Source organism: Methylobacterium sp. 1030, assembly GCF_040544715.1.
In the GTDB taxonomy this organism is placed as follows: Bacteria; Pseudomonadota; Alphaproteobacteria; order Rhizobiales; family Beijerinckiaceae; genus Methylobacterium.
This window is the reverse complement of record NZ_JBEPKM010000002.1, coordinates 314,743-338,366: the sequence shown is the minus strand read 5'-3', so window position 1 is coordinate 338,366 and position 23,624 is coordinate 314,743. Positions and strand designations below refer to the sequence as shown.

General features: G+C 71.8%; 18 protein-coding genes. 8 read left to right on the top strand and 10 right to left on the bottom strand.

Features of this window, described 5'->3' with window-relative positions; genetic code table 11:
* Positions 1-3: 3 nt before the first annotated feature.
* A complete protein-coding gene (locus ABIC30_RS03990) occupies positions 4-723 on the bottom strand; it encodes an HWE histidine kinase domain-containing protein (protein ID WP_026604686.1) in 720 nt (239 codons plus the stop codon).
* 1,292 nt (positions 724-2,015) lie between these two features.
* Here ABIC30_RS03990 and ABIC30_RS03985 point away from each other — a divergent pair.
* Together ABIC30_RS03985 and ABIC30_RS03980 are read left to right on the top strand one after the other, a co-directional pair.
* Positions 2,016-3,746, top strand: a complete 1,731-nt coding sequence (locus tag ABIC30_RS03985) for a methyl-accepting chemotaxis protein (protein WP_106735903.1) — start codon at positions 2,016-2,018, stop codon at positions 3,744-3,746.
* A gap of 35 nt (positions 3,747-3,781) precedes the next feature.
* Entirely contained in the window at positions 3,782-4,732 is a 951-nt protein-coding gene (locus tag ABIC30_RS03980; RefSeq protein WP_042672214.1) for a substrate-binding domain-containing protein, read from the top strand.
* 48 nt (positions 4,733-4,780) lie between these two features.
* On the opposite strand, the gene ABIC30_RS03975 is transcribed toward ABIC30_RS03980, so the two are convergent.
* The gene (locus tag ABIC30_RS03975; protein ID WP_020091564.1) at positions 4,781-4,909 is read right to left on the bottom strand and encodes a hypothetical protein; all 129 of its coding nucleotides are present in this window, start codon (positions 4,907-4,909) and stop codon (positions 4,781-4,783) included.
* 55 nt (positions 4,910-4,964) lie between these two features.
* Between ABIC30_RS03975 and ABIC30_RS03970 the strand changes: the two genes are divergently transcribed.
* Together ABIC30_RS03970 and cydB are read left to right on the top strand one after the other, a co-directional pair.
* Positions 4,965-6,407: a cytochrome ubiquinol oxidase subunit I gene (locus ABIC30_RS03970; protein ID WP_020091563.1), complete on the top strand. Its 1,443-nt coding sequence runs from the start codon at positions 4,965-4,967 to the stop codon at positions 6,405-6,407.
* Between the two features lie 4 nt (positions 6,408-6,411).
* Positions 6,412-7,425, top strand: coding sequence for a cytochrome d ubiquinol oxidase subunit II (gene cydB / locus ABIC30_RS03965; RefSeq protein WP_331327094.1), 1,014 nt, complete (start codon positions 6,412-6,414; stop codon positions 7,423-7,425).
* Positions 7,426-7,497: 72 nt separating this feature from the next.
* Here cydB and ABIC30_RS03960 read toward each other — a convergent pair whose 3' ends face one another.
* The 8 genes from ABIC30_RS03960 to ABIC30_RS03925 form a co-directional block, all read right to left on the bottom strand.
* A complete protein-coding gene (locus tag ABIC30_RS03960; RefSeq protein ID WP_020091561.1) occupies positions 7,498-8,322 on the bottom strand; it encodes an alpha/beta hydrolase in 825 nt (274 codons plus the stop codon).
* Positions 8,323-8,386: 64 nt separating this feature from the next.
* Positions 8,387-9,670, bottom strand: a complete 1,284-nt coding sequence (locus tag ABIC30_RS03955; RefSeq protein ID WP_020091560.1) for a hypothetical protein — start codon at positions 9,668-9,670, stop codon at positions 8,387-8,389.
* Positions 9,667-11,451, bottom strand: a complete 1,785-nt coding sequence (locus ABIC30_RS03950) for an alpha/beta fold hydrolase (RefSeq protein WP_354454127.1) — start codon at positions 11,449-11,451, stop codon at positions 9,667-9,669. Before ABIC30_RS03950 ends, ABIC30_RS03955 begins: the two co-directional genes overlap by 4 nt.
* Positions 11,441-13,876 (bottom strand): glycosyl hydrolase 2 galactose-binding domain-containing protein, encoded by a 2,436-nt coding sequence (locus tag ABIC30_RS03945; RefSeq protein WP_354454125.1) that lies wholly within the window; start codon positions 13,874-13,876, stop codon positions 11,441-11,443. Before ABIC30_RS03945 ends, ABIC30_RS03950 begins: the two co-directional genes overlap by 11 nt.
* Positions 13,877-13,884: 8 nt before the next feature.
* Positions 13,885-14,856 (bottom strand): DUF1839 family protein, encoded by a 972-nt coding sequence (locus ABIC30_RS03940; protein ID WP_020091557.1) that lies wholly within the window; start codon positions 14,854-14,856, stop codon positions 13,885-13,887.
* A gap of 4 nt (positions 14,857-14,860) precedes the next feature.
* Positions 14,861-15,817 carry an amino acid--[acyl-carrier-protein] ligase gene (locus ABIC30_RS03935; protein WP_020091556.1) on the bottom strand — a complete coding sequence of 319 codons (957 nt, stop codon included), beginning with the start codon at positions 15,815-15,817 and terminating at the stop codon, positions 14,861-14,863.
* A complete protein-coding gene (locus tag ABIC30_RS03930; RefSeq protein WP_020091555.1) occupies positions 15,817-16,980 on the bottom strand; it encodes an acyl-CoA dehydrogenase family protein in 1,164 nt (387 codons plus the stop codon). Before ABIC30_RS03930 ends, ABIC30_RS03935 begins: the two co-directional genes overlap by 1 nt.
* Entirely contained in the window at positions 16,977-17,231 is a 255-nt protein-coding gene (locus ABIC30_RS03925; protein ID WP_354454122.1) for an acyl carrier protein, read from the bottom strand. Before ABIC30_RS03925 ends, ABIC30_RS03930 begins: the two co-directional genes overlap by 4 nt.
* Before the next feature lie 384 nt (positions 17,232-17,615).
* On the opposite strand from ABIC30_RS03925, the gene ABIC30_RS03920 reads away from it, so the two are divergent.
* The 4 genes from ABIC30_RS03920 to ABIC30_RS03905 all read left to right on the top strand — a co-directional run bounded on the left by ABIC30_RS03920 (position 17,616) and on the right by ABIC30_RS03905 (position 23,613).
* On the top strand, positions 17,616-18,704 hold the full coding sequence (locus tag ABIC30_RS03920) for an acyltransferase family protein (RefSeq protein ID WP_020091553.1): 1,089 nt from the start codon (positions 17,616-17,618) through the stop codon (positions 18,702-18,704).
* A gap of 309 nt (positions 18,705-19,013) precedes the next feature.
* Positions 19,014-20,183: a glycosyltransferase gene (locus tag ABIC30_RS03915; protein WP_020091552.1), complete on the top strand. Its 1,170-nt coding sequence runs from the start codon at positions 19,014-19,016 to the stop codon at positions 20,181-20,183.
* A gap of 11 nt (positions 20,184-20,194) precedes the next feature.
* A complete protein-coding gene (locus tag ABIC30_RS03910) occupies positions 20,195-22,390 on the top strand; it encodes a GumC family protein (RefSeq protein WP_020091551.1) in 2,196 nt (731 codons plus the stop codon).
* Positions 22,387-23,613, top strand: a complete 1,227-nt coding sequence (locus ABIC30_RS03905; RefSeq protein ID WP_331327092.1) for a glycosyltransferase — start codon at positions 22,387-22,389, stop codon at positions 23,611-23,613. Before ABIC30_RS03910 ends, ABIC30_RS03905 begins: the two co-directional genes overlap by 4 nt.
* Positions 23,614-23,624 lie beyond the last annotated feature (11 nt).

Sequence of the window (23,624 nt, the reverse complement as noted above, 5' to 3'; positions counted from 1 at the left end):
GGGTCAGCCCGGATCGCCGCCTTCGTCCGCGCGCTCGTCCTCGACCAAGCGCCCGATCCGGGGAATCAGCGGGCAGGTGACCGTGCAGCGCAGGCCGTCGGGCTCGAAGGCGAGCGCGACGGTTGCCCGCAGCTCGTAGCTCAGCATCTCGGTGAGCACCTGCATGCCGAAGCCGCGCCGGCTCGGCTGCGCGACGCCCGCACCCCCCGATTCTTTCCAGACGAGCGTCAGGTCGCCCGGCGGGCTCGCCCCGGCGCCGGCGACGACCCAGGTGACGTCAACGCCGCCCTTCGAGAGACCGAAGGCGCCGTGCTCGATCGCGTTGCTGCAGAGTTCGTGGACCGCGAGGGCCATCAGCTGCGCGGCCTTCGGCCGGAGGCGCACGGTCGGCCCCGCCAGCGTCGCCTGTTCGCCTTCGCGGATCAGGTGGATCATCAGCTCGTCGGAGATGAGCGTGTGCAGGCTCACCTCGCCGAACGTGTCGGCCGCGACCCGCACGCGCGCGATGGCGTCCAGCCGACCTTCGAGATGCGTCGCGTAGCCGTCGACGGTCTCGGCGGTCTCGGCCGAGAGACGCAGGACCGCCCGCAGCATCGCCAACGTGTCGCGCAAGCCGTGACGCAGACCATCCGGTGTCCCGGACTCGTCCAGGAGGCGGCGAAGACGGGCGTTGTCCGCTTCGAGGTGCGCGACGCGCGCGGCCATTGCTTGGGGCTCTGCCATGTTCGCTCTCTCAGCGCCGAAAGCCGGGAGGTTCCGTTCAGCTCACATAACGTATCGCGGACCTGCGCCAGCATCACAGACCGGAGATTTTCGCTGAACCGGGCGGGAAGTGCCGGCTCGTGCCCGTCTGACCTGAACACGCCCCGCCGCGGAGCGATCATCGAGCTCCGAGATGCTGTCAGCCAATACCGGCGATCATTCGTCCAGGTTTCAGGCTGCGTTCTGACCAGAGGCCGATCTTCGACGAAGCACCTCCGAGCCGCACGCGAAGCTTCGGCCTTGATCACCCCGAGCGACAATCCGGCCGCGTCGACGTTCGCGATCATCCCGAGCCGGCCGAATGCCGGATGGCGGTTTCGGCAGGATCCGAGCGTCGTCGGGCCCGGTTCGACCTGCACCATCCGCCGGCGATCCGGAAAACGCCAGCGGTAGGGCGGCGGACGCGCCCGCCCAGGGGGCCTCGCATACGCCCCACGCCGGGCCGGAGTCCGACCCTTGTTTCGGTTCGGCTAACCATCCCTGCCCCGGTCGCCTACCCGTGGCCGCACTTCGTTGTGTGGGAGACGGATGCGTGGCGGGACAAAGCTTGCGGAAGGCAGGACGGCTGAAGCGGCTCTGGCCCGGGCGCGCGGCTGCCCTTCCGCCGGCACCGCGTTCGCCGGGACTGGCCGACCTGCCTGAACCGCCGCCGCCGCGCGGTCTCACGGCCTCCGAGCTGATCGCCATGGCGCGCCAAGCCCGGGCCATGTCCGATCAGAGGGATCCGGCAAAAACCACGAGCGTTTCCTGAGGTCCGCCGCACGCTGTCGGGAGGTCGTCATGGGGCTGGTCGCCTTCATCGTCTTCGTCTGTCCCTGGATGGGCATCGCCGGCCTGCTGTGGATGCGGGCACAGCAGGCCAAGCCGCTCTGATCGAGGCTCCGTCGCCGCGTCGCCCGGCGATCGTCTCGGCTGCGATATGCCCTCCGAGCAGCCCGCCCGGAGGCACGCCATGGCCCGCGCGTCGGCCTGTATCGAGCCGGTCCTGAAGCTCACTGACGAGCGCGGCCGCGAGACTCTCCGGCAGCGACAGAATCGGACGCCTAGCAGCTTCCCCTACAATAATGCATCGCCCTCTCGCTCGCCATTCCGATATTTGTCTTATATAGTTTGATTGTGTAAATTATAAGTCTGCCGATATAAGCCTATGATCCAGCTTAACCGAGGGTCGAAGCGAAATTTCAAAAATTTTGACGCATTTGTTGGCCCACTGAAGGCAATTGATTTTTCCCGGTAGGTAAAATAGATGCACCATGGTGATCCTTCCTAGGGTCAGGATTGTGGTGCCATTCATTATTCGAACAACCCATCGCTGCACCCTGCGTTTCAGAACGATCCTGATCGTCTTCGCAGGATCGATGACCTCGCTCACATTTGTAATTGTCTACGTCCTGCTATTGCAGGTCGGAGCGATCGACGCTGCCAGCCGCACTCTGGCTCAGGAGATCGGGGCTGCCCGGGCTCTCGGCACCATGAAGCAGCGGACACAGGAGCTCGGTGCGTCGGAACGTCTCGCGCGCGCCGTATCGACCGAGGCCGACCCTCGAGAGGACATCGACCGGACAATTGAGCCGCACGAGGCATTCCTGAAGGCCTGGACCGCCTATGTGTCGACGATCAGGACGGCGGACGAGCGGGAGCGCGCTCGAGGTCTGTGGGACGCGTGGCAGCATTTCCTCGCCGTGGAGGCGGAAGCGGCCGCCCTCGACAGGGCTGGGGAACGTGATCTCGCCGACAGGGTGCGGGCGACGGCGCTTCAGGCCGACGCGGCAGCCGTCGCACGGGATGTCGACGCGCTGCTGACCGACCGCGACGCCGCGGTCGCCGAGCAACTCGGAGCTGTCGACGCCGCCGGCTCGACCTTGCGCCCGAGCCTCGTGGCCGGCTTGTCCGCCGCTGCGCTGGCTGCCCTGGTCCTGGTGCAGGCCATCCTGCGCGGCGTCGCGCAGCCGATGACAGCGCTCGCCTGCGCCATGCAGCGACTGGCCGACCACGATCTCACCGTCGCGGTCCCGGCGGCAGCGGTCTGCACCGAACTCGGCGTCATGGCGGCCGCGACGAGAGCTGTTCAGGAAACGCTGCGGCAGGCCGTGTTGCGGGACGCGGAGGCCGATCGGTCGCGCGCTCAGAGCGAGCAGCGCCGCGCCGTGATCGAGTACGCGACCGAGCGGGTCGAGACCATGATCGGCGGCATGGTCGAGGCAGTGTCTTCGACCGCCGCGGCACTGCGCGTCACCGCCGACGACGTGGGCCAAGCGATCCGCGATGGGGCGGTTCGAACGACCACGTTAGGCGCCGCGCTCGCGCAGACGCGATCGAAGGTCCGGCAGATCACCGTCTCTGCCGACACGTTCGGCGCGGCGGTCGAAGAGGTTGGGGCGCAGGCCGAGGCCACCGCGGCCCTGGCCGGAAGCGCCGCGGCGGACGCGGCCCGGACGACCACCCGCGTTCAGGCGCTGAGCAGCGCCGTCGACCGGATCGGCGACGCGGTCCGCCTCATCGCCAAGATCGCCGCACAGACGAACCTGCTGGCCCTCAACGCCACGATCGAGGCCGCCCGGGCCGGCGACGCGGGCCGCGGCTTCGCGGTGGTCGCCTCCGAAGTGAAGGCCCTGGCCGCGCAGACCAGGGAGGCCACCGAGATCATCGGCCAGCACGTCTCCGAGATCCGAGGCTCGACCGACGCGGCGGTGTCGGCGATCGCGGGCATCACGGCGCGGGTCGAGGACATGAGCCGCGCGGCGAACGTTATCGTCGAGTCCGTGGAGCGGCCGGGTGCGACCGCGCGGGAGATCGTGACGGCCATCGCGGAGGCGACCGACGGCACCGAGGAGTTCGACGCGGAGGGCGCGGGCGTCACCGAGATCCCCGAGGCGGCCGAGCCGACGACGGCCGTGTTGACCGCGGCCGACGGCCTGACCCAGGACGCCGCCCGTCTCGGCGAGGCGCTCGCTGGCCTCCTGGAGAGCCTCCGTGCGGCGTGAGGCGGGCCCGCTGAGAGCGGGACGGAACTGGCCGCATGAACTGGATTGAGTGGGCACGCGGCCGCTCGATCGGCGGGTCGCTCCGGAGGGGATCCCTCGTCCTCGCCCTCGCGGCTTGGGCGCTGCCGGCCTCGGCCACCACCATCGCGTTCCTGACACCGGTAGGCGTCGCCCGGCGCCTGCACGACGGCCTCGACGAGCAGGCACGCGCGCGGGGCGTCGCGACTCGCTTCGCCTACGCGCCCGACGGTGCGGGCGACGAGCAGATCGCGCAGGCGCGGCGGCTGATCGCCGAGAGAGCCGACGCTCTCGTGGTCGTGCCGGTCGACTCCGCGGCGCGCGAGGAGATCACCCGGCTGGCCCTGGAAGCCGACGTACCACTCGTCCTCATCGGCCACGGCGCACGGACCGACTGGTTCGCCGGACGCGTCACCCAGGTCATGCCGAGCGATCTCGTTGCCGGGCGGCTGCAGATGCGCAAGCTCGCCCAGATGTCGGGTGGGGCCGGACGCGTCGCGATCCTCGCGGGCAGCGCCACCGATCCCGTCTCGGCGCTCCGCAGCAGGGGTGCCAGGGAGGTGCTGGCGGAGAGCCCGCGCCTCCGCCTCGTCGCGGAGGCCGCGACGGATGCGAGTCGCGCGACGGCGCGGGCCACCGTCGCCGGGTGGCTCGCCCGAGGCATCGGCATCGACGCGATCGCCGCGACCAGCGACGAGATGGCGCTCGGCGCCGCCGAGGCGGTCGAGGCTGCCAGGATTCCGGCGGGCCGGATCCGCATCGGCGGGTTGGATGCCACCGCCGAGGGCATGCAGGCGATGCAGGACCTGCGCCTCGCCGTGACGATCTTCCAGGACGCGGGCGTCCAGGGCCGGCGCGCGGTCGACGACGCCCTGGCGCTGATCCGACGCGAGCTGGTTCCGCCCAGCGACTGGGTCCCGTCCGAGCTGATCACGGACCGCATGTCGACCACGCACTTCTCGCGCTAGACCGCGCCGGCGGGCAAACGCCAGTCGTCCCGGCGCCGGTTCGGCCCGTCAGTGCGCCATGAGGCAGCAGAGGGTGCTCGCCTGCAGGATGTCGCGGGTGGCGCGGGCGAGGGCCTTGATCCAGCGCAATCGCGCCGACGCCCTCAGATTCACGGCACCGGCCTTGAGCTGAATCAACGCGTCGCGATCCGTGCCACGGCAGAGCTGCCGCGTTCGTCCCCTGGAGACCGCGATGTCCGCCCTCGAACTGCCGAGTGCAGTCAATCTCGCGCGAGCCCAATTCGCGCTCACCGTCGTCTGGCACTTCCTGTTCCCGGCCTTCACCATCGGGCTCGCGAGCTACCTCGCCGTGCTCGAAGGCTTCTGGCTGCGCACCGGGAAGGCCGTCTATCTGGACACCTACCGCTACTGGCTCCGCATCTTCGCGGTTGCCTTCGCGATGGGCGTCGTGTCCGGCCTGGTCATGAGCTACCAGTTCGGCACGAACTGGTCGGTCTTCGCCGACCGGACGGCGCCGGTGCTCGGGCCGCTTCTCGGCTACGAGGTGCTCACGGCCTTCTTCCTGGAGGCGGGCTTCCTCGGCGTCATGCTGTTCGGCCTGGAGCGGGTCGGCAAGGGGCTCCACTTCCTGGCGACCTGCCTCGTCGCCGTCGGCACCCTGACCTCCGCGTTCTGGATCCTCTCGGCCAATTCCTGGATGCAGACACCCACCGGCCACGTCGTCGCGCCGGACGGCCGCTTCAACCCGGCCGACTGGTGGGCGATCGTCTTCAACCCGTCCTTCCCCTACCGCTTCGCCCACACGGTCACCGGCGCCTACCTCACCACCGCGATGATCGTCGGCGCCGTGGGCGCGTGGCACCTGCTGCGGGACCGGGCCAATCCCCGGGCCCGGCTGATGTTCTCGATGGCCATGTGGATGGCCGCCGCTGTGGCTCCGGCCCAGCTGGTGATCGGCGACCTGCACGGCGGCAATTCCTACGCGCACCAGCCCGCCAAGGTCGCCGCCATGGAGGGTCATTTCCAGACGGAGCGCCGGGCCCCCGCGATCCTGTTCGGGTGGCCGGACGCGGAGGCGGGCGCGGTGCGGGGCCGGATCGAGATTCCCGGCCTCGCCAGCCTCTACCTGACCCACGATCTCGACGGTGAGGTCCGCGGGCTCAACGACATGCCGCGCGACCTCTGGCCGACCAACCTCCCCCTGGTGTTCTGGTCGTTCCGGATCATGGTCGGCCTCGGCCTGCTGATGATCGCCCTCGGTCTCGCCGCGCTCTGGCTGCGCCACCGCGGGCGGCTCTACGACACGCCCTGGCTGCACCGCTTCGCGGTCGGCATGGGGCCGTCCGGCCTGATCGCGGTCACGGCCGGCTGGACGGTGACCGAGGCGGGGCGTCAGCCCTTCACCGTCTACGGCGCGCTGCGCACCGTCGACAGCGTGTCACCGGTGGCGGCCCCGGCCGTCGCCGCCTCGCTGGCGGCCTTCGCGGCGGTCTACCTCGCGGTGTTCGGCGCGGGCATCTGGTACCTCCTGCACCTGTTCAATCAGGCGCCGCACGCCCACGAGCCCGGCCCGCCGCCCGGACAGCCGATCCGCACCGCCGGCATCACGCCCGCCCCCGCCCTCGTCGCCGGCGCTCCGACTGCCGGCCGCCCCCTCGCGCAGCCCGCGGAGTAGCCCGATGCCCCTCGATCTCACGCTCATCTGGGCGCTTCTCATCGCCACGGCGGTCTTCCTCTACGTGGTGATGGACGGCTTCGACCTCGGGGTCGGCATCCTGTTCCCGGCGGTGCGCGGCAAGGCGGACCGGGACGTCATGGTCAACACCGTGGCGCCGGTCTGGGACGGGAACGAGACCTGGCTCATCCTCGGCGGCGGCGGGCTGTTCGCGGTGTTCCCGCTGGCCTACGCCACGATCCTGCCGGCGCTCTACATGCCGCTGATCCTGATGCTCCTCGCGCTGGTCTTCCGCGGCGTCGCCTTCGAGATGCGGTTCCGCGCGGCCTCGCCCGCGAGCCAGCGGACCTGGGACCGGTCCTTCTCGTGGGGCAGCTACGTGGCGACTTTCTGCCAGGGCATCTGCCTCGGGGCCCTGGTCCAGGGCATCCGGGTCGAGGGTCGCGCCTACGCGGGCGGCTGGTGGGACTGGCTGACGCCGTTCTCGGTGCTGACCGGGGCCGCCCTGGTCGCCGGCTACGGTCTGCTCGGCGCCTGCTGGCTGATCTGGAAGACGGAGGGCGAGCTCCAGCTCCGGGCCTACCGGCTCGCGCGCCGGCTCGGCCTCGTCACGCTGGCGGCCATCGTGGTCGTCTCGGCGGCGATGCCGATCCTCAGCGACGCGTTCCGCGCGCGGTGGTTGTCCTGGCCGAATCTCGCCCTGGCCGCGCCGGTGCCGGCGCTCGTCGCGCTGCTGGCGTGGCGCTTCTTCGTCGCGCTCGATCGGCGGGCCGAAGTGAAGCCGTTCCTCTGCGCCCTGGGCCTGTTCCTCATGTCGTATGTCGGGCTCGGCATCAGCCTGTGGCCGATGATCGTCCCGCCGGTGGTCACGATCTGGGACGCGGCGACCCACCCGAGCAGCCAGGCGTTCCTTCTGGCCGGCGCGGTGATCCTGGTCCCGATGATCCTGGCCTACACCGGCTACGTCTACTGGCTGTTCCGCGGCAAGGTCGCGGCGGGCGCGCCGGGCTATCACTGAGACCCGCGGCCCGTCGAATGGGGACGCAGGGATCGGCGCGCCGCGCCGGTCCCTGCCCTCGCCCGCTCGGCCTCACGGGCCGGCACGGGCGCCCTTAACGAAACGCGCGACGTCGTCCGCGACCGAGTACCGGAGACTGAACGGGAAGCTCATCGCGTGGACGATCTGCCCGTGCCCGAGACCCGGGTAGATCTTAATCGTCTCCCTGCCGTCGAAGCCGCGCAGCGCCCGGTCGAGCGACAGGGTTCCGGCGGGGTTGACGTCGAGATCCGCCGCGCCGGTGGCCAGCAGCATCGCCGGATGGGGATCGGCGGCGTGGTTGATCGGCTGCAGGGCCGGATCGCTGCCCGCGAACACCTGGCGATCCAGCGGATCGGTCAGCGCCGAAGTCGCGTAGGGTCCGGCCAGCCCGACGATCCCGGCGAGCTTGGCGGGACTGGAGCCGGCCCGCTGGAGCCAAGTCGCGTCGAGGCCCAGCATCGCGGCGGCCCAGGCCCCCGAGGAGTGCCCCACGACGGTGACGCGGGCGGGATCGCCGCCGTACTCGGCCGCGTGCGCGAGGGTCCAGGCGACGGCGGCGGCGTTGTCCGCGAGGATGTCCTGGAGGCTCGCCGCCGGCACGTGGCGGTACTCGGGGATGACCGCGACGACGCCCCGCCGCGCGAAGGCCGCGCCCACGTAGGCAACCTCGTCCTTCGATCCGGTCCGCCACCCGCCGCCGTACAGGAACACGGCGACCGGACGCGGCTTCCCGGCGGCTGGCCGGTAGATGTCGGCGCGGTGCGCGCTCCCGTCGGCATAGGGGACGCCCTTGTCCACGTGGACTTCGAGCGGCGCCAGCGCGTTCAGGACCGCGAGGGTCAGGCCGACGATCGTGTCACCCAGGTAGCTCAGCATGGATCAGGCCTCCGCGAGAATCGGAGATCGGGCGCGTCACGGAACGACTCCGTCGGCGGCGACCCTAGGTGAGCTCGACGACGCCGAGGCGGTCCGTGACCGGGACCGGCACCCGCCTGTCCGCGGGAAGCTCCACCACGCTCACGGCGCCGTCGTCGTCGAAGCGATGGAGGCGCACCCGCCGGGGCTGCCGTGACAGCCGGAGCTCGGCGGTCTGCGCCGGCAAGTCCGGCCGGGGTGCCCGGCTACGCCGGTCCCAGCCGTCGAGGCCGAGCCAGATCGGGACGAGCGTCGCCCCGTCCCGCCGCGCGAACCGTGCGGTGATGAGATCGGGAACGGGGCTGCCGAGCGTGACGTCGCGATCGGCCGGAACGGCGGCGATCTCCCCGGCGGGGGCGCCGAACAGCCGGACGAGGTTGCGCACCGCCGCGAAGGCGGGTGTGGGGCGACCGTCGTGGGCGAGAAGGCCGAAGCGGCTCTCGGGATCGGCGTCGCCGCGGTCGAAGCTGGAGATCAGCTCGTACAGGTAGGTCCGCCGCACGCTCTGGAGGTAGCTCCAGAGCAGCATCCGCGGGAGGTAGCGGGCGCGCAGTCCCGGCGAGATCGGCAGGTGGGCGCTGCCGGTGGCGAGCGCCGTGTGGTAGCCGTTCTCGGTCGCGATCACGGGCGCGTCGCCGAAGACCGGGCGCGCGGCCGCGACGAAGCGCGCGAGGCTGCCGCCGCCGTCGGTTTCCGGGTGCTCGGCCCCGGGATAGGCGTGGATGTTGGCGAGGTCGACGACCGCCGCGAGGTTCTGCGCCGCCGCGACGTTACCCTGGATGTAGCTCGGTCCGGCCACACGCACGGCCTCGGCCCGCGTGTCCGCCCGCACCGCGCGGAACAGGGCCGCCTGATGATCGGCCGAGAGCCGCGCGAGGCCCGGCCGCGCCGCGACCGGCGGCTCGTTGCCGCCCTCCGCCACGATGAGCCCGTCGCCGGCCCAGCCGGCGATCTCGGCGAAGCGCTCCGGCGGCACCCGCGGCCCCGGCGTGAGCCCGTCGTAGAAGATCAGGCTGAAACGGTAGCCCCGGTCGGCCAGATCGGCGATGCGCTCGAACTGCCCGGCCGGCTCGTCGCCGACGAGCACGATGTCGTCGCGCAGGTGCCGGATCCCGAGTTCGTCGAGCGCCTGGGCGCAGGCGGCGAAGCGGTCGACGTAGGGGGTGCCGCGATGGCCGAGATGCACGTTGACGCCGATCGAGTCGATCAGCGCCTCGCAGCGGTGCAGCGGCTCGGCCGCGGCGGCCCGCCCGGCCGCGAAGACGCCCGCCGCCAGGGCGAGGGCCGACCGGCGCGTGAGACGGGTCACGTCCGGCCCGCCAGGGTGAGACCGCTTCCCGGCGCGGCGGCCTTCGCCGCGACGGTGCGCGTCGCGTGGGCGCGGCGGACGGCGCGCAGGAGGTCCTGCAGCGCCTCCGCGACCCGGGCCTGGGCCTGGCGGGAACCGAAATTGTGGTCCACGCCCGGTACCACCGTCACGGGCGCTCCGACACGGCGGTCGGCCGGTCCGGGCGAGCGTCCCAGATGGCGGCGGACGGCCGCGAGGCCCGGATCGCCCGCGCTGAAGAGCAGGCGGATCTCCGCGCCCCGCCGACGGAGGGCCGCGACCCGCCGGGCGGGCGAGCCCCCGAGCGGACCGGGGCGGAGAGCCCGGCGCAGGCGGCGGATCCCGGCCTCGATGCCGCGCCGGGCGAGGACCGAGGCGATGGCGGCGATCCGGATCTCGCCGCGGATCAGCCGGCGCCAGGTCGCGCCCCGCTTGAGCAGGGCCGCGTAGGTGGACGCGCTTCCGAAGGTCTGCCGGATGACCTGGTCGAGGTCCTGATCCGGGTCCCAGTCGAAGCAGTAGAGGTTGAGCAGGAGCGCGCCGTCGATCCGGCGGTCCCGGCAGAGCGCGTGGAAGGCCGCGTAGGCGCCGCTGCACCCGCCCACCAGCAGGATCGGGCCGCCCGCGCCGGCGATCAGGTCGACCGCCGCCGCGACGTCGGCGAAGCCGTCCCCGGCGAAGAGGGGCTTGCGGCCGTCCGGCCGCTCGTCGCTGTCGCCGATGCCGCGCAGGTCGAACCGGACCGACGCGATCCCCTCCGCGGCGAGGCGCCGGGCGAGATCCGTGGTCTGGCGCCCCCATCCGGAATGCACGCTCATGCCCGTCGAGACGAACAGGATCGTCGGCGCCGCGCTTTCCGCCCGGTCGGGCCGGCAGCGGATGCCGATCAGGCCGCGCCCGAAGCGGACCGGCGCCTCCGCCCAGCCCGGTCCGGTCAGCCCGTTCCGGCGCCCGTCGATGGCGATGCCGCCGGGTCGCGGCCCGGCGGCCGCCATCCCGTCGGTCGCGAAGCCGATGACGCGGGCGAAATCCGCGGTCGGGACATCCGAGAAGATCGGATCGGCGACGAGCGCCGCGAGACCCGGGAACGCTCCCGTCGCCACGTCGCAGCCGAGAGCGCCGAGGTTCGCGGCCAGCGCCTTGGTCTCGGGTGCGAGGAGCAACGCGTGGCGGGCCGGCGCCCGCGCGAGCCGCGCGAGGTTCAGGTCGGCGAGATCGGTGAGGAACGCCGCCTCCATCCGGAAGCCGCCCACGGTGAGGCTGTCCGGCTCCTGCGCCGGGGCGGACCCGTCCGGCAGGCGGCCGATCGTCTGCGCCCGCAGCCGCATCTCGCGCAGATACGCGCGCCCGGTCGTGACCGGCGCCAGCAGGACGAGGCGGTCGACGGCCTCCGCCTCGCCGGCCAGAGCCGCGAAGGTCGCGCCGAGCCGCAGGCCGACGACGACGATCTCCGCGACGCCGGTCGTCGCGCGCAGGTACGCGATGGCCCCACGCACCGCAGCGACGCAGCCAGCGACCCGCGCCTCGTCCAGATCGGCCGAGTCGCCCTCGCCCGGATAGTCGAAGCGCAGCGTCGGGCAGCCCGCCGCGGCGAGGCCCTCGGCCAGGGAGCGCCAGGGCCGATGCGCGGCCATCTGCTCGAAGCCGTAGGCCCCACAGAGGACGACGCCCCGCGTCCCGGCCGCCGGATGAAGCCACCCGAACAGCCCGTCGAAGGTCACCGGCACCGACACCGCGGCCTCGGACCCGACTTCACCCGTCATGACCGAATTCCACGATCTCGTCGCTGTTGATGGCCCGCACGCGCCCGCGCGGGAGCCGGGCGGCCTCCGCGAAGGAGATGATCCGGCTCGACCTCGGGGCGAGGTGGAAGCCGCTGTCGGCCGGCCGTGCCCCCGGGGCCAGCACCTGGACGCCGCGGGCGAAGCGCTCGGTGCTGATCCGCAGACCCGGCCCCGCCTCGGTCGCGACAGCTTCGGCCCGGAGGCCGACGGTCGACCGGTCGAGCGGCCCCGCGCTCAGGACGTGGAAGCTGTCGGCGATCACGCGCCCGTCGGCGTCGGTCAGCCGCGCGTGCGCGAGATCGTGGATCCGGGGCCCGAAGCGGTAGCTGTCGGTGGCGTCGAAGAAGCGCCCGAGAAGGGTCGCGGAGGTGAACGTGAGCGCCGCCCGCGGGCCAACCACGAGATCGCGCTCGGCGCGCGCCGCGACGCGGCCCGCCACATCGCAGAAGATCAGGGACAGCGTCAGCGCCCGGGCCGTCGCCGTCTCGTTGAGGACGTGGACATGGAGGCCGTCGAGGCCCTCATCGGTCAGGAGGACTTGGACCGGGCGGAAGGCGCGCCTCAGCGCGTACCAGGCCGATTTCGGGCGCTGCGTCCAGTCGATCACGCCCCAGCCGGCTCCGGGCGCGAGGTCGCGCATCATCAGGACGAGGCCGCCGGCCGTCGGCGAGCGCGGCCGGCGCCACTCGGAGAAAGTCGCCTCCATGACCTCGGCCACCGCGGCGCGGCCGAGCTCGAGGTAGCGGTCCGGGTCCTCGGCGCGCAGGGACGCCGGATCGACGCCGTAGAGCGCGCCGACGTAGTGGTCGCGCACCGTCTCGAAGTCCCAATCGGTGCCGCGGTCCTGCGGGATGCCGGCCTGCCAGAGCGGGTCGGCCGGTCCGGTCGGGCCCAGCGTGCCGGGTTCGGGCGGGTTGGCGAAGGCGAGGCACTCGCTGGCGAACCCGACCTCGGCCCGGCGGGCATCTTCCAGGGGCCGTCGATAGGCGCCGACGCCGAAATAGTGCGTGCAACCCCCGCGCGGCGAGAACGGCAGGTCGCCGCCGGAGGGCGAGTTCGGCACGACGACGAGATCGGGCCGCCGCGCTGCCACCCGCTCCGCCAGCGTCTCCGCGCAGTAGGCGTCGGCCCAGACGGCGCGCGGCGCCCCGAGCATCGCCGCCTGCTGCCAGACCTCGCTGCCGCCGCAGACCACGCAGAGCGACGGCGCGGTCTGCGTGCGGTCGAGGAATCCGGTCAACTCGCGGTCGAGCGCGGCCGCGAAGGCCGGTTCGACGTGCGGGTAGTCGAAGTTGGCGAGCATCAGGTCCTGCCAGACCAGGATGCCGAGCTCGTCGCAGAGATCGTAGAAGTCCGGGGCCGGATAGAGCGTCGTCCCGGGCACGCGCAGCATGTTCATGCCGGCCTCGCGCGCCAGCTCGTGCGAGGCGCGGGTGCCGTCCGAGCCCAGCCCGACGAGGTCCGGCGGCGTCCAGACGGCGCCTCGGCAGAAGAGCGGCACGCCGTTCACGGCCAGCGCGAGCCCCTCCGCGAACGGTCGCGTGAGCGACAGGGTCCGGAAGCCGACGCGGCCCAGGTCGATTTGCGCCCCGTCGACGCGGACTTCGACCGGGTGGAGGTTCGGTGCGCCGTGGGTATGCGGCCACCAGGGCGCGATGCCGGGCAGCGCCAGCGCGCCCGCGAACAGGCCCGGCTCGACCTCCGCGAGCGGGGCTTCGCCGCCGCCGCATCGGAGGAGGACGATGCCGACCGGACCGTCGACCCGCAGGCGCACGGCCACCCGGCCGACGTCGCCGTCGAGGGTCGTACGCACATCCGCGGCGCTCGCGCGGGGGCGGACCGGCTCGACGGTTATCGGGCGGTAGGGCCCGACGAGGTCGATCTCGGGACACCAGCCCGGCATGAAGCCGAGGACGCTGGTGCGCACATGGCGCAGCGACCCGGGCGTGATCATCCGCGGCCGCCAGCGCCCGCGCTTGGCCGGGCGGTCGAGTTCCGCGCGGAGCGCGCGGAAGCACAGCGCGAGGTCGGAGGCGCCGCCGAGGTCCACGTCGACGACGTGCTCCTCGAACATTGCGCGGGCGCACAGGACTGGGACACCGTCGAGCCAGACCTCGGCGAGGGTGGCGAGGCCCCTGAAACGCAGCCGGGCCGGGCCAGAACCGGAGATGCGTGTCCGATACCAGACGTCGCGGTCGTGGATCGGCTCCGGCGCCGCCTCGCTCCAGCGTCCGGCGGCTCGAAGGGCGTCGGCGGCGGTGCCCGGAACCTCGGCAGCGATCCAGCCGGTGACCTCATCAAGATTGCCGGGACCCGCGCAGGCGCCCGCCGGCGTCGCGGCGAGTCGCCAGGGTCCGAACCGGACCTCCGGCGCGCGGTCGTCGACGCTGCGGATGCGGGCCACGACGCCTCTCAGCGGTCCAGCGCGCGGTCGAGATCCGCGAAGACGCGGTCGTAGGTCGCCGCGAGGCGGTCGAGGCGCGGCGCCAGGCCCTCGGCCGAGCGGCGATGGAACGCGCGGGCGAGCTGGAACTGGAAGGCCTTGGCCTCGCGGCTCAGGTCCGCGGCGGCCGCGGCGGCTGGCCCGAATCCGTCGGCCTCCCGGTCCTCGAGCCACGTGAGATGGCTGGCGAGCATCTCGAAGTTGCCGCCAAGCTGGCGCGTCGTGTTGAAGGCATAGGCGTGGAACACGCTGAGCGGCCGGACGACCAGCTCCGCGGCCGTCGCCGCGAGGGTGTCGCGGAACGCCAGGACGGGGTTGCGCCGGGGCGCCCGGGCGCGATGCCGGACGAGCAGTTCGCGCGCGACCGCCGGCAGATCCGCCGCGCCGAGCGACGGTGCGACGGTCTTCACGAACTCGGCGTAGGGCGGCAGCGTCGCCGGCCCGAAGATCCCGGCGTAATCCTTCCCGGCGAGGCGGAAGCGACCCGCATTGTGCAGGTAATCGAGCTCCTGCGCGGCCGGATCGAGGGCCAAGATCCCGATCGTGGTCTTGCCGTGCTCGCGTCCGTAGGTGGTCCCCTGGGTGTCCGGCAGGTAGATCGCGTCGACCTCGACCAGCACCGGCCGGCCGGCCGCGGCCTGGATCACGGCGTGGTTCTCGAGGCCGCCGTAGACCGCGAGTTCCAGCACCTCCAGACCGTAGAGGCGCTCGATATCACCGGTCGGCGGTTTGAAGAAGGTGAACTGGTCGCCCTCGAAATCCTGCCGCAGGGTGAAGCCCAGCATCGCCTCCGGCACGAGGCCGCGTCCGTGCAGGAGCTCGATCCAGAGGTCGACGTAGCAGTTCGTCTCCGGCCAGTCGCGGCCGGAATCGTGGAGCGGGTGCGGGACGTAGGGTCCCGCGGCTCTGAGACCCTCCGGCAGGCGCAGCGCGGCGGTCACCGCCTCAGCCCCACAGCTCGGCGCGCACGGCGGCCGGCCACGCGGCGAGATCGAGCCCGTGGTGGCGCAGGAGCGCCAGCGTGATCCGCTCCAGGCCGAAACCGACGCAGGCCGTGTGGGCGACCTCGCCGTCGGCCTGGCGCAGCTCCCAGGTGCTGCCGAAATGGTCCTGGTGATAGTTGAAGCTGAGGCAGGCCGTCGGCTTGTCGACGCTGTTGACCGGGACGTTCAGCTCGAACTTCAGTCCCTGCGCCCGCTGGTTGTTGGCGAGCATCCGGCCGGCGCGGCCGAAGAACGGGTCGTTGGCCGCGTCGATCGCGAGCGGGAGACCGAGGGCGCGGATCATGGCCGTGCCGCGCTCGAGCCAGGCTTCGCGGAAGGCCAGGACCTGCTCGGGGCTGCCCATGCGCACGTATTCGCGCATCCGGAACAGCTGCATCCGGGTCGGCTCGAGCGAGGGCTCGCGCCGGAAGCAGTAGGATTGCAGGTCGAACAGGCGGCCTTCGGCCGGCAGCGCGCCCCGCGCGGCGGCGACCGGGTAGACCGGGTAGCAGGCCGCGGGCGTCAGCACGATGTCGGTGGCCTCCTGCTGCCCGGTCCAGTCGGTCCCGGCTTCGAGGCAGGCGAGGATCTCGGCGTGGCCGCGCGCGTCGCCGCAGAAGCTGTGTACGGTGCCGGCGAGGTTCGGGAAGCCCTTCAGGTAGCCGCTGCGCTCGAAGGCCGGGCGGCTCATGGCCGGCGGGAAGCGCAGCACTTCGGCCTCCTCGGCGGCTCCGAGTCGCGTGATCATCCGGTCGAGGGCGTCGACGACGCTCTCGAATCCGCCGCTGCGGCCGTAGAGGCCGTCGACGCCGGTTCGGACGAGCAGGCCGTGGTCGAACAGGCGGTCGAGGAAGGTGGGACCGCCGGCCGGCTCGTCCTCGAGCACGACGTCGCCGGGGGGAGAGGAGATCGATTCCATCACGCGCTCATGAGCTGGCCGCTGCCCTTCTGCACGAGCAGGAGCTTGGCGGTGTTGGCGAGGATGCGGTCATTGCCGATCATCAGCGGCGCGGAGAGGACGTCGCGCAGCGGCCGGCCCAGGCTGAAGGGCGTGTCGTTGCGGTAGCCGGCGAGGCCGACGATCGCGAGCGCCCGCCGGACGATGTCGACCGCCATGTCGGAGACGGTGATCTTCAGGTTGTTGAGCATCACGCAGAAGCCGACGGAGCCGATCGTGTCGGCGTCGCCGTGCGCGTCCTCGAAGCGGCGCAGGGCCGACACGATGGTGCCGCGCATGGCCTGATGCGCGCTGGAGACCTCACCGAGGCGCGTCGCGGTCGGCGGCACCTGCCCGGGCCGGCGCCGCGCCTCGGCCTGCACGAAGGCGCGGGCGCGGTCGACCGCGTAGGTCGCGATCCCGTACCAGACGCTGCTCCACAGGAGGTGCGATGAGGCCAGCATCGACTGGGCGGCGATCTCCGCGAACGGCTTCGGGAGGATCTGCTCGACCGGGACATTCCGCGCCTCCAGGCGGAAGCCGTCGCTGCAGGTCCCGCGCATCCCGAGCGTGTCCCAGTCGCCCGTTCGCGCGAGGGAGATCTGGTCGGCCATCAGCGCGACGAGGACCTGATCGGACGTCGCGGCGTCCGGATGGCGCCGGGCTGTGGCGAGAATCAGGTCGGCGTGGGCGCCGTAGGAGATCACCGACGCGTCCTTGCCGAGGGCGAAGACCTCGCCGGTCGTCTCCACGGCGCAGAGGCTGTTGCGCAGGTCCCCGCCGATGCCCGCCTCCGTGGTCGAGGAGGCGACCAGCAGCTGCTCGCGCGCGATGCGCTCCATCAGGCGCCCGTGCCACGGGCTGTCGATGCCGTGGGTCACGAGGCTGGAGACCTTGATGTGGTGCATCGCGAAGACCATCGCGGCCGCGCTGCAGGCCTGCCCGAGCGTGCTGCACAGCTCGGCGATCTGCGTCAGCCCCGCCCCCTCCCCGCCGAACTGGCCCGGGATCTGGAGGCCGAGCAGCCGCTCGGACCTCATCGCGGCCACGGCCTCCTCGGGAAAGCGGCCTTCGCGGTCGACGGCGTCGGCGTGGTGCGCCGCCACCGCCGCGGCCCGCTCGGCGCGCGCGGCGAGCGTGCTCATGCGGCTTCCTGCTGGATGAGGGTGGAGACGGCCTCGCGGATCGCGCGGATCGACGAGAACGACTTGCGGTTCAGGAGCTCGTCGGGGAACTCGATGCTGAAGCGCTCCTCGAGGCCCAGCATCAGCTGGACGGAACCGAACGAGTCCAGCCCGAGATCGAACAGGCTGTCATCCTCGGAGAGCTGGGCGGCCTTCCCGGCGAAGGCTTCGTTCGCCCCGAGAATCTCACGGATGTCTTGAGCGATGTTCAAGGCGGAACTCCTTATTCCAGTTATCACGACGCTATTGAACGGATCGGCTCGGCGTCAAATTATCTATTGATTAATAGTAAATAGCGGTCCGTAGAGGGCGACACAGGGTTGCGCGCCGTGCAAACAGGAACCGGATGTGGCCGGCGGCTTACATTCGGCGGCGCGACCTTTACGATCACTTTCCAGCTCTTGCTTTCGTGATCGTCCGTCCAGAGATTTCGCGGATTTAGCAACTCATGCGTGTAAATGCCCCGCCTGATCTTAAATTCGAGACCCGGGCCATTTAGGACGTTTCCGGACTCGTCGTGACGCGGCGGGGCCATCTCGGCCATAAGGGCGCGACGTCGCCCTTCCCGGGCGGGCCCAGCGATCAGCCGGCGCGCGATGATCTACAACCTCCAAATCCTGCGCGCCGTCGCCTCGTACCTCGTCTTCCTCACGCATTTCGGCCTCTACATCGGCCCCGTGCTGCCGAGACCGGATCTGCTCGCCTTCGGCGCGAGCGGGGTCGACGTGTTCTTCGTGCTCTCCGGGTTCATCATGTTCGTGAGCACGAGCGGGCGCCGCGAGAGCCCGGGCGAGTTCCTGCTCCGCCGCGCGTCGCGCGTTGTCCCGGTCTACTGGCTCGTCACGCTCGCCCTGGCGCTCATCGCGCTGACGGGCCTGAAGCCCATCGGGATCGTGGAGATCCGGCCAGATTACGTCGTCCAGTCCCTGCTGTTCCTGCCGTTCTCCCGCGGCGGCTTCGTCGAGCCGCTCAACTCCGTGGGCTGGACACTCAATTACGAGATGTTCTTCTACGTGGTCTTCGCGGCGCTGCTCATGGTGCCGAGACCCGCCTTCCGGGCGTTCGGTGCGGCCGCGATCTTCCTGGCGCTGATCCTGCTCGGATTGCTGCCCGCGTCGAATCTCTACTGGGCGTACTACACGAAGCCGATCCTGATCGAGTTCGCCGCCGGCATCGGGCTGGGATACGCCTACCTGCGGCTCCGGGCGCCGGCCGCGGGCTTCCCGGTCCGGCGCGTGGCGTGCGCGGCCGTCGCGGCCGCTCTTGTGCTCATCCTCGGCGGCCAGATCGTGGCCGACGCGCTCGGCGTCAGCCCCGAGCTGTCCGGCTTCGCGCGCCCGCTGATCTGGGGGTCAGCGGCCGTCCTGATCGTCGGTGCGATGCTGCTGCTGGAGCGGGGCGGCATCGCCCTGAAGTCGCGCTGGCTGCTGTCGCAGGGCAATGCCAGCTATTCCTTCTACCTGGTCCACAACCTGCTGCTGCACAGCGCCGCCAAGATCGCGGCGCTCGTCGTCGCGCCCGGCTTCGCGCGCGCCGCCCTGATCTTCGCGATCGCGTTCCCGGCGGCGGTCGCCGCCGGCGAGTTGCTGTTCCGGTATGTCGAGACGCCGGTGATCGCGGCCCTGCGGCGCCGGCTCGACCGGCGGCCCTCGCCCGATCCCCTGCCCGTTCCGGCCGCTTCGTAGGCCGCGCAGCCGGGCCCCCGCCGCCGGTGTGCCGACCCGGCGCAGCGGGCACCCACGGGGAGTCATGCCGAAGATTGCAGGTCTGAGAACACCCTTCGCTTAACGTTAATTATTGGCAAAAATTAAGTTTACACGCCGCGTCTCTCGTCTAAACAGGCGCTATTTTCGACTGTTGCTGCGGCGGTGACCCCTTTTTTACAGATCACGCTGCTATTACCCTCTCGTGTGTGCCTTGGCCCGCTGTCACCGGCGGGACCGGCAGGACGTAATGCATGGTCCAGCGTCCGGCGCACCGACGAGGAAGCTGTGATGCGTGTCGCGATCGTTCACGACTGGTTGTACATCGTCGGTGGCGCCGAGCGTGTCCTCGAGCAGCTGCTGCGGATCTATCCGGACGCGGATGTCTTCGCGCTCTTCGACTTCCTGCCTGAAGCAGACCGGGCGCGGCTGGGCTACACCCAGGCGCATACGAGCTTCATCCAGCGCATGCCCTTCGCGCGGACGCGGCACCGCAACTACCTGCCGCTGATGCCGCTCGCGATCGAGCAGTTCGACCTGTCGGCCTACGATCTCGTCATCTCGAGCAGCTACGCGGTGGCGAAGGGCGTCCTCACCGGGCCCGACCAGCTCCACGTCTCCTACATCCACTCGCCCATGCGCTACGCCTGGGACATGCAGCACACCTACCTGCGGGAGAGCGGCTGCGACGCGGGCATGAAGAGCGTGCTCGCCCGGCTGATCCTGCACCGGATGCGCGTCTGGGATTTTCGCACGGCGGCCGGTCCCAACGCGATCGTGGCCAACTCCGCTTTCGTCGCCCGCCGCATCCACAAGGTCTACGGCCGCACCGCCGAGGTCATCCACCCGCCGATCACGCTGCCGATCCAGCAGTATGACGGGCCGCGCGGCAACCACTTCCTCGTGGCCAGCCGGCTCGTGCCGTACAAGAACGTCGAGGCGGTGATCCGCGCGTTCGCGCTGCTCCCCGACCTCGAACTCGTGGTGGCGGGCACCGGGCCCGATGCCGCGCGGCTGCGCGAGATCGCGGGGCCGAACGTGTCGTTCTCCGGCTTCGTGCCCGACGCGGAGCTGCGCCACCTCATGGCCACGGCCCGCGCCTTCATCTTCGCGGCCGAGGAGGATTTCGGGATCATCGTGGTCGAGGCCACGTCGGAGGGCACGCCGGTCCTCGCGTTGGGCCGCGGGGGCGCCCGCGAGACGGTCCAGACCCGCGGCCCGCAGCGCACCGGGATGTTCTTCGACACGCCCGAGCCCGTGGCGATCGCCGAGTGCGTCCAGCGCTTCCTGCTGCAGGAGAGCCACTTCACCCGCGAGGCCTGCTGGGCGCAGGCCGAGCTGTTCTCGGCCGAGCTGTTCCGCAGCCGGTTCTCGACCTTCGTCGACGACCAGATGGCGATGCACCGGGCCGCCTGCGAGACGCGCCCGCGGATCCTGCCGCGCCTCGAAGCCGTCGGCTGAGGACGCGCCGCATGTCCTTCCTGACTGTCGATCTGGCCGACCGGACGCCGGTTCGCGCCCTCGCCCAGGAGCCGGCGCGCGGCGGTCCGCTGGCCGCGGCCCTCGCCCGGATCTGGCATCGCCGCTACCTGTTCGCGGCGGTGTTCGCCACCGTCCTCGGCCTCGCCGTGACCGCCCTGCTGATGATCCAGCGGCAATACGTGGCGAGCGGCTCGGTCATCGTGGCCGAGGCGGAACCGGGCGCCAATAACGCCTCGATGGCCTGGATCCAGAAGATCGGCGACCCGGCCGACATCGAGAGCCAGATCCTGGTGATCCGCTCGCCGCGGCTCCTGCGCCTCGCGATCGACGACAACCTGGTCGCCGCGGTGCTGGCCGAGTGCCGCTACGCGGCCACAGGGGGGCATCCCGACCGGATCAGCGAGAAGAAGGACGCCGCCTGCACGAAGCTCACGACCGACCGCAACGCGCTCGTCGACTACCTGCAGAAGCGCTACACGGTCCTGAGCTCCGGTCGCTCGCGCATCATCACCATCGGCTACAAGTCGCCGCTGCCCGAGACGGCGCAGACGATGGCCAACGGCCTGATCAACGCCTTCTTGGATGACCAGCGCGAGGCGCAGGCCTCGAGCCGCAAGGCGGCGGCCGACTGGCTGCACACCGAGATCAGCCAGCTGGACGCCTCGATCCGGGCCGACGAGACCCGCATCCAGACCTTCCGGCGCCGCAAGGGCCTGCTGAAGGGCTCGCTCGCCCCGATCAGCGCGGAGCGGCTCACCAGCATCAGCCAGCAGCTCGCCGCGGCCGAGACCGCCAAGGCGGACGCGGCCGCGCGGCTCTCCGAGATCGAGGCCAAGGGTGCCCGCGGCGCCGACAGCGCCCCGGCCGTCCTGGCAAGCCCGACCATCGTCTCGCTGAAGCAGCAGCTCAGCGGCGTCAGCGCGCAGCTCGCCAACCAGAGCACCCTGCTGGGCGCGAACCACCCGGTGATCCGGGCGCTCGAGACCGAGCAGGCGAGCCTGCGCGCTCGGATCGAGCAGGAGATCGGCAACGTCGCCAAGGGCCTGCGCAAGTCCTACGAGGCTTCGAACGCCCTGGCCAAGTCGCTGCGCGCCCAGCTCGAGACGGCGAAGACCGACGCCGCCGCCGCCATGGACGACGAGGCGTCGATCGAGGGCATGGTGCGCAACGCCGAGATCAAGCGCACCCGCTACGCCGATCTGGTCAAGCGGGCGGGCGAGCTGGAGACCGAGCGGCGCATACTCACCGGCAGCACGCGGCTCGTCAGCCTCGCCGAGCTGCCGCAGGAGCCGTTCTCGCCCAAGGCCGTGCCGTTCCTGGCGGGCGGCATCGTGCTGGCGGGCGTGCTCGCGGCCGCCGCCGCGCTGCTGCGCGACTACACCGACCGGCGCGTGCGCACCTCGGCGCAGCTCATGGCCGGCACCGGCGCCCCGGTCTTCGCGCAGCTGCCGAGCCTGGAGCCCGCCGGCCTCGTCGGCCGCTTCTCCGAGCGGCAGCGCGAGCTCGACCTCGCGGAGGCCCTGGCGCGGGCGCGGGTCGACCCGGTGATGCAGAACGTCCTGCGCAACCTGCACGCCCATCTCGTGCTGGCGGGCGCCTGCAAGTCCCGCGTCATCCTGGTGACTTCGGCGAAGCCGCGGGAGGGCAAGTCGTTCACGGCCTTCGCGCTGGCCGGCATCGGCGCCGCGAGCGGCCGCCGGGTGCTGGTGGTCGAGTGCGACCTGCGGCGGCCGAACTTCGAGGCCTCCCTAGGACTCGGCCGCGGCCCCGGCCTCGGCGGCGTGCTCCGCGGCGAGATCGACCCGGCCGACGTGGTGGTCCAGGCCGGACGCTTCGACGTCATCCCCGCGGGAACGCCGACGGCCGACTCGACCGAGCTCCTGATGGGCGACCGGATGGCCGACTTCCTCAAGTGGAGCCGCCGCTACGACCTCGTCCTCTTGGACACCCCGCCGACCAGCCTCCTGATGGATGCGGCGATGCTGGCCCGCCACGTCGACGGCGTGCTCTGCTGCGCCCGCTACGGGCGCTCGCAGCTCTCCGATACGGTCGAGACCGTGGCGAACCTGCGCCGCGCCGGCGGACACGTCCTCGGGATCGCCATGACGATGGTCCGCCCGGGCATCCAGTCGACCTACGACGTGATGCCGCTGCCCGATCCCCGCACGGCCGCGAGCGCGCGATGACCGAAGTGCTCCCCGCCGACGCGCTCGCGAAGCGCGGCCTCCGGGACCGGGCGCAGGCCGCGCGGTCCGTCGTCGCCGCGCGGCCGCGGGTCCTGTTCGTGAGCCATACCGGAACGATGTCCGGTGCCGAGCTGGTGCTCCGCGACGCAGTCCGGCCTTGGGCGGGCTCCAGCGCCTTCCTGTTCGAGGACGGCGCGCTGACCGCGGCCCTCCGCGACGCGGGTCTGGAGATCCGTCTCGCGCGTCGCCAGTCCGCCCTGGCGGGCCTCCGGCGGGACGTGTCACCGCTGAGCGCGCTCCCGGTCCTGGGCCAGCTCGGCGCCCTGGCGCTGGAGATCGCCCGATCGGCCCGGTCCTGCGACGTGGTCTACGCCAACTCGCAGAAGGCCTTCCTGCTCTCGTCTCTGGCCGCGCGCGCCGCCGGGCGCCCCCTGATCTGGCACCTCCACGACATCCTCGACGGGGCGCATTTCGGCCGGGCGCAGCGCATCCTGCAGATCCGGCTCGCCAATCTCTGCGCCGCCCGGGTGATCGTTCCCTCCGAGGCCGCCGCGCGGGCCTTCGTCCAGGCCGGCGGGCGCCGGTCGCTGATCCGCGTCGTGCCGAACGGCCTCGACGTCGATCCGGCACCCTGCTCCGCCGCCGTTCTGCGCGCGGAACTCGGCCTGCCGGACGGCCCCCTCGTCGGCGTCTTCAGCCGCCTCGCGCCCTGGAAGGGGCAGGACGTTCTGATCGAGGCGCTGGCGACCCTGTCCGGCCTCCGCTGCGTCGTGGTCGGGGCGCCGCTATTCGGCGAGGATGCCTACGCGGCGCACCTGCGCGACCTCGCGGCGCGGCGCGGCCTCTCGGACCGGGTGCTGTTCCTCGGACAGCGCGACGACGTCCCCCGGCTGATGCAGGCGGTCGACGCGGTCGTGCACCCCTCGGTCGATCCCGAACCGTTCGGCCGCACCCTGGTCGAGGCGATGCTGGTCGGCGTGCCGGTGATCGCCACCGACGCCGGCGCGTCCACTGAGATCCTCGACGGCGGCGCGGCCGGGACGCTGGTGCCGCCGCGTCGGTCGGATCGCCTCGCGGCGGCCCTGTCGGCGCTGTTCGCCGATCCCGACGCCTTCAGGGCGCGCGCCGCGCTCGCGCGCGAGCGGGCGCTGTCCCGCTACGGCGCGGAGAGCATGCAGCGCGATCTCGCCGACATCATCCTCCAGGTCGCCGGCCGGGCCTGACGGGCCGGCGA

Coding starts and splice junctions, on each gene's coding strand:
- ABIC30_RS03990 (WP_026604686.1), bottom strand. CDS start 723: ATGGCAGAGCCCCAAGCAATGGCCGCGCGCGTCGCGCACCTCGAAGCG.
- ABIC30_RS03985 (WP_106735903.1), top strand. CDS start 2,016: ATGGTGATCCTTCCTAGGGTCAGGATTGTGGTGCCATTCATTATTCGA.
- ABIC30_RS03980 (WP_042672214.1), top strand. CDS start 3,782: ATGAACTGGATTGAGTGGGCACGCGGCCGCTCGATCGGCGGGTCGCTC.
- ABIC30_RS03970 (WP_020091563.1), top strand. CDS start 4,965: ATGTCCGCCCTCGAACTGCCGAGTGCAGTCAATCTCGCGCGAGCCCAA.
- cydB (WP_331327094.1), top strand. CDS start 6,412: ATGCCCCTCGATCTCACGCTCATCTGGGCGCTTCTCATCGCCACGGCG.
- ABIC30_RS03960 (WP_020091561.1), bottom strand. CDS start 8,322: ATGCTGAGCTACCTGGGTGACACGATCGTCGGCCTGACCCTCGCGGTC.
- ABIC30_RS03950 (WP_354454127.1), bottom strand. CDS start 11,451: ATGACGGGTGAAGTCGGGTCCGAGGCCGCGGTGTCGGTGCCGGTGACC.
- ABIC30_RS03935 (WP_020091556.1), bottom strand. CDS start 15,817: ATGGAATCGATCTCCTCTCCCCCCGGCGACGTCGTGCTCGAGGACGAG.
- ABIC30_RS03930 (WP_020091555.1), bottom strand. CDS start 16,980: ATGAGCACGCTCGCCGCGCGCGCCGAGCGGGCCGCGGCGGTGGCGGCG.
- ABIC30_RS03920 (WP_020091553.1), top strand. CDS start 17,616: ATGATCTACAACCTCCAAATCCTGCGCGCCGTCGCCTCGTACCTCGTC.
- ABIC30_RS03915 (WP_020091552.1), top strand. CDS start 19,014: ATGCGTGTCGCGATCGTTCACGACTGGTTGTACATCGTCGGTGGCGCC.
- ABIC30_RS03910 (WP_020091551.1), top strand. CDS start 20,195: ATGTCCTTCCTGACTGTCGATCTGGCCGACCGGACGCCGGTTCGCGCC.
- ABIC30_RS03905 (WP_331327092.1), top strand. CDS start 22,387: ATGACCGAAGTGCTCCCCGCCGACGCGCTCGCGAAGCGCGGCCTCCGG.